Raw genomic sequence first — 13,369 nt, forward strand, 5'->3', positions numbered from 1 at the left:
AGTTCAACTCGCCGCAATGCCACAGCCCTCGTAGATCTGGCGCAGTTGCGCATCGATGACCCTGGGGCTCCGGGTGGCGGCGACGTGCTCCTGCCCGCGCCGCCCGTCACGCTCGGCCAGGTCTGGATCGCGCAGGTACCGCCCGATCGCCGCCGCCAACGCCGGCACGTCGCCGACCGGAACGAGCATGCTCGGGTCTGGTGCAATCTGGGCGGTGCCGCCGACAGGAGTTGCCACAAACGGTCGCGCGCCGGCCAGTGCCTCGGTCAGGATCATCGGCATGCCCTCGGCAAAGGACGGGAGCACAACCACGCGTACCGACCGGAGCAGCTCACGCACGCCATCGGGATGTAGCGGGTCTTCGACGGTCAGCCGTTCTATGCGGGGCGGAACATAGTCGTCGATGGGACCGACTATGCGACAACGCCCTTCGATGCCCTCGGCGAGAAGTAATTGCCAGGCCGCAACGAGCTTGTCGACACCTTTGCGCTGTCCGATGGTGCCTGCGAAAAGCACCACGGGCGGCGTCGTGCCGGCGCCGGGAGCATCTCGATCGATCGCGATCGGGTTGGCCACGACGGTGACCGCCACAGTGGGCGCTACTTCGGCAACGACGACGCGTGCTTCCTGTGACAGGACGATCACGTGGTCCGCGTGCTTCAACGTGGAAACCACAAAGCGGGGATGCGCTCGGGCGAACTCGGGAAAGTCCGAGCCGTGCAGGGTGACGATCACTCGGAGGCCGCGCGCTCTGGCCAGCCGGATCAACGAACCTTCCCGCAACCACGCTCCGCCATTGGACATATGGAAGTGAACGATGCCCGTGCGGGCGCGCCCCGCCAGAACAAGGCCGGCGCGCGCCGTGAGAATAAGGCTCCTCAGGTGCTGGTGCGGACCCGACCATGTCGAAAGGACGCGGATATCGTCCGCGCCAATCCCGTTGTCGCGGATGGTCCGGATCACGGACTGCGTCCCGCCGACGCTGTACATGTCGGGCCCCACGTGCGTTACCGCGATCATGTTCGGTCCGCTGCGAAGCCACGCACCCGCAAGTTACGGGTGGGCATGGGAGAAAAGACGGTCAGCACGAGCTCGATCAGGTGGACGTAGCGGTGCCGGCATCGGCATGAGCGGTCGGCCCGGGCGTAGGAGTCGACACGGGGTCGACGACGGCCGGGCTCTGGTCACCACTCCTGCGCCGCAGGCCGGCGAAACCCATCGCGGCACCCAACGCCAGGCCCAATCCCAGTGCGTCCATCGGCATCTCCGGCAATGGCCACACGGCAGATATCGCCAGGAGACCGGCGGCGACCGCCGCGCTGATTTTCGCCGGTCCCGGCGCACATCGCAGCGCCAATATGACCGGCGTGAGCGCGAATAGCGCGAACACCGCCATGCCCAAAGCCCCGGCCTTGGCTAACCACCAGAGGTAGAAGTTGTGGGAATAGGCGGGATACAGGTAGAGATGGAACTCGTCGTCCCCGGTAGGGGGTTGATACACGTAGCCCAGCCCGTGGCCGAACACCGGGGCGCGAGCGATGCTCTCCTTGAGCAGGTTGATTTCGCGCAGTCGTTCCAGCGCCGAATCGTCCACCGCCAGTGCGCTTGACGACACCCCGCCCAGCACGCGCTGATTGAAGGCGGCGTACTGATCGCTGAGCCATGCCCCGGTCTTCGAGCGTTGCAACAAAAACAGCGATCCGGGCACCGTCACGGCGATCACGGCCAGGCCAACCGCAGCGGCCGCCACCGTGCGCCGCATCGCTACCCAGCTCAAGCTCCCGAGTAGAGCTACGCCGGCCGCCACCCCCATCGAGATCAGCGTGTTGCGGGAGAAAGACAACAGCGAAATGCTCAGCGCCGGTGGGCCCAACGCGAGATACATTGCGGGCCTGACGCGCCCGACGATCGGGGCGGCGACCAGCGCGGACAAAATGGCGGTGGCCGGCGTTTGCGTGGACAGGATGATCCGAACGGCCTGGCCGGCGCCCGTGGTCCCTTCCAGACTTTCCGACCGGCCGGCCAGCCGGATGGCAAACAGCGAGCTCACAATCGCCATACCCGCCGAAAACCACAGGATCGCAATCATCACCCGGATCGAGAATTTGACGTGGCCGCCGTAGACAACGAGTAGCGCCAACACGAAACCGATGGCCATTTCGATCATGGTGGTCGATTCACGCATCACCACGAGGTCAGCGTTTCCAGTTTCGAATCCGGTGATGGTGGACCACGCCACCGTGAGCACCAAAAGCCCCGGCAACACGAAATCGTACGATCGCGGTCTCACGGATGGGATCAGATAGCAGATGGCAAGCAACGCGGCCACGTGATACGCATAAATCGTCACTGGGCCAAAGACTTTTCCGACGTGCAACCCTTCTGGCAGCGCCGCGAAGGCCCCGAACAGCGTGACCGCCACCATCCCTTCGGGCTTCACCCAGTACACGACCACGCAGAACAACGCGGCAGTCAGCAGCACTCCCTCGGTGGTTCGGCGCACCGAGAGCACGCCGAACACGAAGCACCCGAACACGAAGATCGCGAGCAGAGTTCCGTCCACTGCCAGGCGATGACGAGCCCGCAGGTAGAGGTTCACGCCGACCCGCTGGCCTTTGACCGATAGGCGCGGTCGGCGGCCCTGATGTGCAACGACTGACGCGCGTCGACGAGTACGGTGCCGACAACTTGCGCCCCCGCCGAGCGCAGGGCGGTCAGTGCGTCCTGGAGTTCGTCGGCGGTGGTGCGCCGCGCCCGCACCACTACCACCGTCGCGTTGACGGCGCCGGCCAACAGGCCGGCGTCGGCCGTGGCGAGGACCGGCGGGCCGTCGACGACGATCCGATCAAAGCGTGACGACAGCTCTTGCAGGACTCGGTCGATCACTTCCGGCAAATAGGCGCTGGCAGGCAAACTTTCGCGGCGCGCGGACCTGGACGCCAGAATGAACAGCCTGGAGATCGGTGTCGGCTTCACGGCTTCGCTGGCGATGTCGGGGTTGGCCAACGCGTTGCCCAGCCCCTCGCCCGATTCGACCCTCAGCAATCCGGCGAGCACGTGTCGGCGGCTGTCGCCCTCGACAAGCAGTGTGTCTTCACCCATTTCGGCGAGGGCGAGCGCAAGGTTCATCGCTGTCGTCGTCGCGCCTTCGCCGCCGAACGGCCCGGTCACCAGCACCCGGCGAGCGTCGGGCCCTATCGCCCTGAGCAACCGGGTGCGCATGCCGCGCACGGCATCGTCGGATGCGGCGTCGGTGCCGAACCGCGGAACCGTGCCCCGCTTTCCGGGCAGCTCCGCTAAAGTCGGCAGCCCCGAGACTCCTTCGAGCTTCTCGCGGGTGCGGATGGTGCGATCGCCGGCCTCGCGGGTTAGCGCGACCGCGATAGCAAGCAGCACTCCGGCGATAAACCCGATCGCCATGTTTCGCATCGGCACCGGCGAAACGGGAATTCTCGGTACGCGGGGCGGCTCGACCACTGTCGCCCGGGCCACCGGTATCGGCTTGCCCGTGGGCTGCGCAGAGACCGGCATGTCCGAGGGCTGTCCCGACGGCGCGGTTGTCTCAACGCCCTCGGGCCGCGTTCCAGCGGTCACCGGTTGGCCGGCACCGGTCGGACCCAGAGCCGGACTGAGCGTGGGAACGATCGCGCTGAACTGATTCGCCATGGCACCCGCCAGCGCGGCGGCGCGCGCCGGATCGGTGTCTTTGACGCTGATCGTGAAGAGCACGGATTTCGGCGTGTATTTCACTTGGGTTTGACTCAGCAAATCGTCGGCGCTGGTCGGGAGTTGGAGCTGGCGTATTGCGCGCTCGGCCACGATGTGTCCGCCCGCGATTTGGGCGTACGACGACAACCGTTCTTGTGCAGCCTCCGTGCCGCTGTACAGCTCATTCAGATCAGTCGCACCCGAGAAGGAGATGAGGACCGTGGCCGAAGACTGGTAATGCTTCGTCTGCAACGCCGTAACGAACGCGGCGCCGATCGTGCAGGCCAGCAGCGCGGTGATTGCGAGCTTCCAGTGCGCGCCGAGTATCCGGACGAAGGTACGGAAATCCATCGGCTAATAACCTTTCCAGAAGCTTGTGACGCGAAATAGCGTCATACAGATTTCCCAGCACCGGCCACGCATATCCACTGCAGATTATGCAGCATCATCACCCGGGCATTGCCGAAATCGCAGTGCTGCCGTGCGGGCAGGTTCTCAGCGGCAAGCCAGGACCGGCAAGCGAAGTGGCATGCCCGCCGTGCAGTATCAGGGGGCAGCCGGCGCATCGCGCGGCAGGTCGAGCGTCGCTAATGGATAGCATCCAGAGCCGTCGCGACCGCCGCGGGCAAGCCGCATGGGCGGATAGTTCACCACATGCGACGCGCCCGGCTTGTGCTGTTGCCATTCCACCGAGGCGCACAGCGTGTAGTGCCCCGGCGCCAAGCCCGCCAAGTCGACGTGAACGGACTCAGTAGATCTGGTCGGGACGGGGTCCTTGCGGGAGCCGTCTCCGAGTTGTCCTTGGATTAACGACTTCAGCGCCACCGTCGCCGGAAGCGAACGGACCACCGCCCCCGAGAAATCGACCAACCGGTAGCCCGGGATCCAGTTCTCCGTTGCCGCGGCGGCGCCGAAATTCGTCCAGGTAACCGTCAGCGTCGCCTTTCCCTCGCTCACCGATTGCGACCCCTGCCCCGCCTCTACCGAATACCGGTATCCGGCGACGACGTTCGCGTGTGCCCACAGCAGGTATAACGCGTGGTCCATCGGTGTGGTGGAATCCACGGCCGGGAAGTTGTAACTCGATGTCATCGACACGTGGTACTTGACCACGTCGTCCAGGCCCCTTTCGTAATAGGTCCGTGGATCGGTGCCGTCGGGCAGCTGGCACCATTCGGTGATCACCAGGGCCGAGGCCATTCGGCTTTTCAACGCGCTGACCAGTGGATCCTTCGACTGCACATAGTGCGAGCCATCCTTCTCCGCCCATGCGGGAAGCGGCGCCTGGACCCCGAGGCAATCCGCGCGGATGCCCACCGGTGCGGACAGTTTCTTCGTGACATCGTCGGCGATCAGTTGACGGACAATCTCCGGGTTCAGCGCCGTCGTCACCAATTGTGTATGCGGGAAGGCATTTACGGTCGCCGCAACCAGCTGCCGGATCGATTCGGCGGTGATGCTCTGGTCGCGAAACTGGCTGTAATACCCGAGTTTGGCGACGCTCTCGTCAGGTGCAGGTCCCGGCGCACCCAGCGTGTCGCGCAGATACGAGATGTGATTCTCGCTGAAATCGCCGTAACCGGAGAACTCAAAGACGCTCAGCCGCTCGTCGCCGTCGTAACGGCGGCCCAGCGCGCCCAAGAGCTGACCGAAAGCATTCAGGTAGTTGGGATCATTCCAGTTGGGAACGACCTGTGTCACTCCGGATGTCCACCAATAGCGTTGCGGACCGGTGTAATTGGTGGCCGCGGAGCGCATCCAGTCGGGCATGGCGATGTTGGTGTTGTTCGCATAGGTGTTGTCGCAACAGGAGTTGTAGGCGACCACACGCAGGGTCAGCCGCATGTTGCGACTGGCCAGCTTCGCCAGCGCGTCATCGATCACGCTGAAGTCGAACTTGCGATCATCAGGAGCGTCCGGTGGCAGCGTGCTCGGGTCGGTGGGCTGCAACTGTCGCCACGGGACACGCAGGCTGGCGTCAAACGACGCCGGCCACGCCGGATAGCGATGCTGCACGCGATTGCCTTGCGGGAACAGCGGTTGTAAGAGATCTTCATACTGACCACGCAGCGGATTCGATACGTCCTGTACCGACAACGGTATGGCCGGACTGCCAATCGTGGTCAGCGGCGACGGGTCACTGCCACGACCGCATCCGCTCAGCACCAGCGCCAGGCACACGCCAACGATAAAGATGTCCCGTTGTCGGTTTGTCCGGACCATGATTTCTTTCGCTAGACCACGTTGGGCGACAACGGCTCGCGGTAGGCGAGTAACGACATCGGCATGCACCGGCCGGCATGCACCGTCTGGATCAAACGCATCGACTGCTACCTCTCTGGTGGTTCGCGTTTCCTACCGCCGTTGCCCCGTTGACTGACGTCTCGTGGTGGTGCGGGATGTCAAGGGTTACAACAGGCTATAGCCCACACCCGGGCCGCACCGGCAAATCCGGGTGCCTTTCCTGAGGCACGCCGTTTTGCAGGAGTCGCTTCTTACATCGCACACGTCCCCGCCGGCGCGTCGACTAAGCTGATGGCTCGCAAATCGGGCAGGAGATCACCGAAGATGGCTGTCGCAGGCTCGGTCAAACGTCGGCTCGCACCCGCGGTTAAGAAACTCGCACCGCGCAGGTTCTGGCGGCGAAAATTCCGCATCCTGCAACGCCTGGGGCAATCCCGCCCGGATATACAGCTGGTGGCCTCGCTGTGCGATCCACACCGGATCTCCTTGGATATCGGAGCCGATCTCGGCGAGTTCACGATCGCGATGCTGGCGTCGTCACGATCAGTGATCGCATTCGAACCGCGGCCGACCCAGGCCCGCGATCTCGCGTCGATGTTTGACGCGGTCGGCGCCGCGGTGCAGGTGGAGGCGGTGGCTTTGTCGAATGAGCCCGGCGTGATGACCATGCGGGTGGTCGGATCCGAGCCGGGCCGCAGCACAATCGAGGCCGGCAACACACTGGGCGACGTGAATGGCGGCAAAATTCAGAGCATCGGCGTGCCGGTCAGACGCCTCGACGATCTGCGGTTAGGGGACATCGGCCTGATCAAGATCGACGTTGAGGGCCATGAACTCGCCGTGTTGCACGGCGCCACAGAGACACTCACACACCACCGCCCCGCGATTGTGGTGGAGGCCGAGGAACGCCATCACCCCAATTCCGTCGCCGAGATCACCGGGCTCCTGCATGGCCTCGGCTACGTGGGTTACTTCGACCTCGGTGGCGTTCGCCGGCCGATTGCAGACTTCGACCCCGTCCGGCATCAGGATCCGGCCAACGTCGGCAGCCAGGAAGACGGTTGGGCGGGCCGCGGCATCTACGTCAACAATTTCGTCTTCTTGCCCGAGAATGTCTGAGCGGCTGCTAGATCGACCCCATCGACGACGACTCGCGATCGGCCAGAAACGGCATCGGCATCCAGCGCGCGGACAGTAACGCTTCCATCGCATCACTGGGGATCGGGCGCGACAACAGGAAGCCCTGCGCCCGGTGGCAGCCGTGTTGCATCAAAGTCAGTGCGGCAGCGGGCGTCTCGACGCCTTCGGCGACCACTTCCAGGTCAAACGCCTCGGCCAGCCCGATGATCGCGCGGACGATGGCCAGGTCACCGGCGTTGGTGCCCACGTCACGCACGAACCCGGCATCGATCTTGAGCATGTCCACCGGAAGGGATTTCAGGTGGGACAAAACGGCATAACCGGTGCCGAAGTCGTCGATGGCGATCTGCACGCCCACTTCCTTGAGCTCCGCCAAGGTCTTTCGCGTGGTGTCGATGTCATGCACCACCGCCCGCTCGGTGATCTCCAGGCACACCGACTCGGCATCGATGCCGAACTCGCCGATGGTGTCGGCGACGCTTTCCACGAAACCGCGGCTGATCAGCTGAATGGGTGACACGTTGATGCGCAGCATGGCGCCCTGCCCGACACCGTTGGTCCGCCATCCGCTGAACTCGGCGCAGGCGCTGCGCATCACCCACCGGCCCAATTCCGCGGCCAGGTTGGTCGATTCGGCGACACCGATGAACGCGTCGGGCAACAGCAGTCCCCGCACCGGATGACGCCACCGCACCAGCGCCTCGGCGCCGACGATGGCGCCGGTCCACAGGTCGACCTCGGGCAGGTAGTGCAGCAGCAGGCCTTCGCTTTCGATGTCGCCCTGCAGGTGCAGCTCGATGTCGTTGCGGAAGGCCCGTTTCAGCGACATGTCGTCGGTGGAAACCGCGGTCTGGTTGCCGCCGGCGCGCTTGGCCGTGAGCACGGCCTCGTCGGCTCGCCGGAGCAGGTCGGCGCAGTCGTCGGTCCCGGGCGTGCCCACCGCCAGCCCGATGCTGACCGTCCGGCTGATCACGTGACCGCCGATGGTGAGGCGACCGCACAACATCGCCGACAGGCGACGCGCGAACGCCTCGGCGTCCTCCGAGGACATCGGCTGGTGCGGGATGACCACGAACTCGTCGCCGCCGAGCCGGGCGATCATGCTCTGGCTTCCCGCGCACTCCTCGATGCGTTGCGCGAACATCCTGATGAACCAGTCACCGGCGGAGTGGCCAAGGTAATCGTTGATCGGCTTGAGCCGGTCGAGGTCGAGGTAGAAGACCGCGACGGGCCCCGGGCTGCCGGCCGCGAGCCGTTCGGTCAGATGCGCGACCAGCGCGCGACGGTTGTAGACGCCGGTCAGGTCGTCGTGTTCGGCGAGATGGCGGAGCCGTTCCTCGGCGGCGATGCGGGCCTGCAGCTGAGCGAACAGTGCGGCGACCGCCTCGAGCGTGTTGATCTCCTCTTGTTTCCATTTGCGGGCGCCGAACCTGACGAAGCCGAGCACACCGGTGGTCGCGTCGCCGGACACCAGCGGCGCGACGGCCAGCGACGGCGAGACCGGTGACTTGCCCTGGTTCAGTGAGCGGCGAATCCAGCCGTTGGGCTGATCCGGCCGGGTCACCACCGGCTTGCGATCGCGCTCGCATTGGGCGAGCACCGAGTCGGCGCCGTCCAGCTCGAGATCGGCCACGGGATCCGGATCGGCGGCGTCGGTGCGCCGTGGCCACTCGGCCACCCGCACCGAGGCCGGGGCGTCCTGGGCGTGGTGGCGCAGAAAGCTGGCGTCCACATCGAACTGGTCGACGAGCTGCGCGAGAACCTTTTCGCTGACCTGGGTCGCGGTGGACGCCGTGGCCTCCATCAACTGGGTGGCGACGGAGGTGACCACCAAGTCCAGGCTGCGCGGCACGGGTCCTCCGATACGGGCACTTACGGCGACCCTTCCGAATACCCATCGAAGGGGTCCGATAGTTCGCTCGGCTGTTTGCTGGACGAACCTCGAACCGCGCGGCGGCGCGGCCGAAATCCGTCTGGAAACGGTATCACGCACGGCCCCGTCGATCGGGACTTCCGACACGGTGCCGGAAGGCGCCGCGGCGCGACGGGTCACTGACCGTTTGCTGAGGCCGCGTCGCTCGGAACGTCAAGTGTGGCAATCGGGTACAGCCCGGAGCCGTCGCGGCCGTCCCGTGCCAGGGCCATCGGGGCGTAGTTCACCACGTGCGATGCGCCCGGAATGTGCTGTTGCCATTCGACCGAGGCGCGCAGCGTGTAATGGCCGGGCGCCAGGCCTGCGACGTCCACGTGCACCGTCTCGCTGGCCGACTCCGCAACCGGCTCCTCACGCGACTGGCTGGTTTCGTCGTGGACCAACTTCTTGAGATTGACGGTCGCCGGCAGGCTGCGAACCACCGCGCCCGAGAAGTCCACCAGCTTGTAGCCGGGCACCCAGCGCTCGGTGGCCGCCGCCGAGCCGTAGTTGGTCCAGTCGACCGAGATCGTCGCCACCTTGCCCTGGATCGATTGCGATCCCGGCTTCGCCTCGACCGAATACCGGTAGCCGGCGGAGGTATTGGCCTGGCTCCACAACTGAAACAGCTTGGGGTCCATCGCCGATGTCGCATCGCGATCCGGGAAATCAGCGCTCGACGTCATCGACACGTGATACCGGATGACGTCGTGCAGGCCCTTCTCGTAATACGACCGGGCATCGGCTCCGCTCGGCAATCGGCACCACTGGCTGATCACCAGCGCGGTCATCAACCGCTGCTTGATCGCGTTGACCACCGCATCGTTGGACCGCACGTAGTGCGAGTCGTTGGCCTCGGCCCATTCCGGCAGGGGGGCCTGCACCCCAAGGCAGTCGGCGCGGATGCCGACCGGTGCCGCCAACTTCTTGGTGACGTCGTCGGCGAACAGCTGGCGGACGATCTCCGGATTCTGTGGAGCCACCACCAGCTGGGTGTGCGGAAACGCGTTGGTGTTGGCCGCGACCAGCTGAGCGATGGAGGCCTTGGTGATGCTCTGGTCGCGGAACTGGCTGTAATAACCCAGCTTTATCGCGCTGTCGTCCGGGGTGGGGCCCGGCGCGCTCAGCGAATCACGCAGGTACGCGAGCTGGTTCTGGCCGAAGTCCCCGTACCCGGAGAACTCGAACACGCTGAGCCGCTCGTCGCCGTCGTAGCGGCGGCCGAGCGCGGCCAGCAACTGGCTGACGCCGTTGAGGTAGTCGGGGTCGTTGAAGTTCGGCACCACCTGGGTCACGCCGGGGGCGGAACCGTTCGGCGGCGCGGGGTAGCTGGCCGCCGACGGGCGCAGCCAGTCCGGAATCGCGACGTTGGTGTTGTCGGCGTAGGAGTCGTTGCAGCAGGACTTGTAGACGTACACGCCCAGGGTCAGGCGCATGTTGCGGCTGCCGAGCTTGGCCAGCGCGTCGTCGATGGCGCTGAAATCGAACTTGCGGTCATCAGGTGCGTCCTGGGGCAGCGTGCGCGGGTCGACCGGCTGCAACTGCCGCCACGAGACACGCAGGCTGGCGTCGTATGACGCCGGCCAGGCGGAGTATCGCTGCTGCGCTGAATTGCCTTGCGGGAAAAGCGGATTCAGCATCTCCTCGTACTGGCCCCGCAGCGGGTTGGGTATCTCCTGCGCGGTGGGCGGGATGGCCGGGCTGACCATCGCGGACAACGGCCCGGGGTCGCTCGTACCGCCGCAGCCGCTGAGCACCACCGCCGCGCACACGACAGCGACCAGCGCGCGTTTCCTCAATGAGCACACCATGGTCACCGGCGTCAGATCGCGCCCGACGACAACGGCCCGCGCGGGCTCCGCGACCGCGCCGGCGCCGGCGCGGCGCCCGGCCCGGTCAGAGTTGTCATCGTCGTCAAGGTTGCTTCTCCCGATACACACCGATGCGCTTTTAAGTGGCCCCGTATCTCGCGCGTTCCAGTGGTGCGTGCAGGCGGCCCGGGGCAGGCCGCGAATTGGCGTAGCGCAGCGTATCATGCGCGTTTCGGCATGGCTTCGCCGCAGCTCAGCGGGGGTGCAGGCGGTAAATCCGCCCACGGCGCCCGTACCGCGCAGTGAGACAGGTCACAATTGCGGGCGAGTTTGTCACGCTCGGCGGGTCTGCGGTGTCTCAAGGGCACAGGTCCTCACGAAAAGGAGACAGCCATGAAGGCCCCCCAAAGAACCCAGGTCGTCGTCGTCGGCGCCGGATACGCCGGAACACTGGCGGCCAACCGTCTGCGCCAGCGCCCGGACATCGACATCACGGTGGTGAACCCGCGGCCGGTCTTCGTCGAGCGGATCCGCTTGCACCAGTTGGTTGCCGACACCGGCACGGCGACCGCCGACTACGCGACCCTGCTCGGCGAGGGGATCCAGCTGATCGTCGACTCGGTCGACCACATCGACACCGCCGGCCGCCGGGTCGCGCTGGCCTCCGGCGCCGAGCTGACCTACGACTACCTGATCTACGCCGTGGGCAGCACCGGGGCCGCCGCGTCCACGGTGCCCGGCTACGCCGAATTCGCGCATTCGGTCGCCGACCTGGAAAGCGCGCAGCGGCTGCACTACGCGCTCACCGATCTGCCGCTGCCCGCGCCCATCACCGTGGTCGGTGGCGGGTTGACCGGCATCGAGACCGCCGCCGAGCTCGCCGAGGGCCGGCGCCCGGTGACCCTGGTGTGCGGCCCGGTGCTCGGTCCGTCGCTGAGCAAGCGGGGCCGGCGCTCGGTGGCCAAGCGGCTGCGGCGCCTGGGTGTCAACGTGCTGGAGTCGGTGGCGGTGACCGAGGTGCGTTGGGATGAGGTGGTGCTGACCGATGGCGTGGTGCTGCCCAGCGCGGCGACCATCTGGACGGCCGGATTCGCCGTGCCGGACGTGGCCGTGCGCAGCGGGCTGCACACCGACCCGATCGGCCGGCTACTCACCGACGAGACCCTCACCAGCATCGACGACGAGCGCGTCGTCGCCGCGGGTGACGCCGCCGCGCCGTCCGGCCAGCCGTTGCGGATGAGTTGCCAGGCCGCCGGGCCGATGGGCGCCCAGGCCGCCAACACCGTGCTCGCGCGCATCGCCGGCGACACCCCCGCGGCGCTGAGCCAGGCGTTCGTCGGGCAGTGCATCAGCCTGGGCCGCACGCACGCCACGTTCCAGATGGCGCGCACGGATGACACCCCGGTGAACCTGTTCCTCGGTGGCCGGGCGGCGGCTTCGCTCAAGGAAACGGTCTGCAAGGGCACGGTGTGGTCGATCCGGCGGGAGGCGGCCAAGCCCGGTTCGTATCGCTGGATCAAGGGCGGCAAGCGGCCCGCGCAGTCCCCGGTCGACGAGGAGGTCGTCGCGCGATGACGCAAGCACCGGCCGGCAGCGAGCACGCCGAACGGTTCACCCTGCTGCGGCCACTGCTGTTCACCATCGCCTACGAGATGCTGGGCTCGGCGACCGAGGCCGACGACGTCTTGCAGGACAGCTATCTGCGGTGGGCGGCGGTCGACTTGGCGACGGTGCGCGACACCAAGTCGTATCTGGCCCAGCTGGTCACCCGCCAGGCGCTCAACTCGCTGCGGGCCGGCGCTCGCCGGCGCGAGGATTACGTGGGGCCGTGGCTGCCGGAGCCGCTGCTGCTCGACGAGCAGGACCCCTCGGCCGACGTCGTTTTGGCGGAGTCGATTTCGATGGCGATGCTGGTGTTGCTGGAGACATTGAGTCCCGACGAGCGGGCCGTGTTCGTGCTGCGCGAGGTGTTCGGCTTCGACTACGGCGACATCGCCGAGGCGGTGGGCAAACCGGCCGCCACCGTGCGGCAGGTCGCGCACCGGGCCCGCGAACACGTGCGGGCCCGGCGGAAGCGCTTTGAAACGGTGGACCCGGAACGCAACGCCGAAATCACCGCGCAGTTTCTGGCCACCGCGGCAGGCGGCGACGTGGAAGCGCTGATGACGATGCTCGCCCCGGACGCCACCTGGACGGCCGACAGCGGTGGCGTGGTGAGCGCCGCCCGCCGGCCGGTGGTCGGCGCCGAGAAGGTGGCCCGCGCGATCGCCGGGCTGATGCGCAGAGCCGCGGCCATGGCCACGCTGCGGGTGGACATGGTGACCTGCAACAGCGCCCCGGCGGTGCTGCTCTACCTCGACGACCAGCTGGAAGGCGTGATCACCGTGGAGATCGCCGAGGGAAAGATCACCAATTTCTATGTGATGCGCAACCCGCGGAAACTGGCCGCACTGGCCACCGCCCGCGACATCAGCCGCGGCTGACCAGTGGTGATCGCAAACGCGGCGTCGCCGGGCACCGCGGGCGCGAAACGCCGCCGCTCTGTCAAGCTAGG

General features: G+C 66.4%; 9 protein-coding genes. 3 read left to right on the top strand and 6 right to left on the bottom strand.

Annotated elements, in window-relative coordinates; all coding sequences use genetic code 11:
- Nucleotides 1-3: 3 nt before the first annotated feature.
- The 4 genes from A5760_RS07015 to A5760_RS07030 form a co-directional block, all read right to left on the bottom strand.
- Nucleotides 4-1,020 carry a glycosyltransferase family 4 protein gene (locus A5760_RS07015; RefSeq protein ID WP_064879075.1) on the bottom strand — a complete coding sequence of 339 codons (1,017 nt, stop codon included), beginning with the start codon at nucleotides 1,018-1,020 and terminating at the stop codon, nucleotides 4-6.
- A 76-nt stretch (nucleotides 1,021-1,096) separates the two neighbouring features.
- Nucleotides 1,097-2,599, bottom strand: coding sequence for an O-antigen ligase family protein (locus A5760_RS07020; RefSeq protein WP_064879077.1), 1,503 nt, complete (start codon nucleotides 2,597-2,599; stop codon nucleotides 1,097-1,099).
- Entirely contained in the window at nucleotides 2,596-4,059 is a 1,464-nt protein-coding gene (locus A5760_RS07025) for a polysaccharide biosynthesis tyrosine autokinase (RefSeq protein ID WP_064879079.1), read from the bottom strand. Before A5760_RS07025 ends, A5760_RS07020 begins: the two co-directional genes overlap by 4 nt.
- A 195-nt stretch (nucleotides 4,060-4,254) precedes the next feature.
- Nucleotides 4,255-5,889: a hypothetical protein gene (locus A5760_RS07030; RefSeq protein WP_064879081.1), complete on the bottom strand. Its 1,635-nt coding sequence runs from the start codon at nucleotides 5,887-5,889 to the stop codon at nucleotides 4,255-4,257.
- Nucleotides 5,890-6,276: 387 nt separating this feature from the next.
- Here A5760_RS07030 and A5760_RS07035 point away from each other — a divergent pair, with 387 nt between their 5' ends.
- Nucleotides 6,277-7,071 (top strand): FkbM family methyltransferase, encoded by a 795-nt coding sequence (locus tag A5760_RS07035; protein WP_064879083.1) that lies wholly within the window; start codon nucleotides 6,277-6,279, stop codon nucleotides 7,069-7,071.
- A 7-nt stretch (nucleotides 7,072-7,078) separates the two neighbouring features.
- Here A5760_RS07035 and A5760_RS07040 read toward each other — a convergent pair whose 3' ends face one another.
- Both A5760_RS07040 and A5760_RS07045 read right to left on the bottom strand, forming a co-directional pair.
- Nucleotides 7,079-8,944 carry a putative bifunctional diguanylate cyclase/phosphodiesterase gene (locus A5760_RS07040; protein ID WP_064879085.1) on the bottom strand — a complete coding sequence of 622 codons (1,866 nt, stop codon included), beginning with the start codon at nucleotides 8,942-8,944 and terminating at the stop codon, nucleotides 7,079-7,081.
- 197 nt (nucleotides 8,945-9,141) lie between these two features.
- Nucleotides 9,142-10,815, bottom strand: a complete 1,674-nt coding sequence (locus A5760_RS07045) for a hypothetical protein (protein WP_064879296.1) — start codon at nucleotides 10,813-10,815, stop codon at nucleotides 9,142-9,144.
- A 393-nt stretch (nucleotides 10,816-11,208) separates the two neighbouring features.
- On the opposite strand from A5760_RS07045, the gene A5760_RS07050 reads away from it, so the two are divergent.
- Both A5760_RS07050 and A5760_RS07055 read left to right on the top strand, forming a co-directional pair.
- Complete coding sequence (locus tag A5760_RS07050) at nucleotides 11,209-12,390, top strand: NAD(P)/FAD-dependent oxidoreductase (protein WP_064879087.1); 1,182 nt, start codon at nucleotides 11,209-11,211, stop codon at nucleotides 12,388-12,390.
- Nucleotides 12,387-13,298 (top strand): RNA polymerase sigma-70 factor, encoded by a 912-nt coding sequence (locus A5760_RS07055; RefSeq protein ID WP_064879089.1) that lies wholly within the window; start codon nucleotides 12,387-12,389, stop codon nucleotides 13,296-13,298. The genes A5760_RS07050 and A5760_RS07055 overlap by 4 nt, the downstream gene beginning before the upstream one ends.
- Nucleotides 13,299-13,369: the final 71 nt, after the last annotated feature.

This window comes from Mycobacterium colombiense, from assembly GCF_001665835.1.
In the GTDB taxonomy this organism is placed as follows: Bacteria; Actinomycetota; Actinomycetes; order Mycobacteriales; family Mycobacteriaceae; genus Mycobacterium; species Mycobacterium colombiense_A.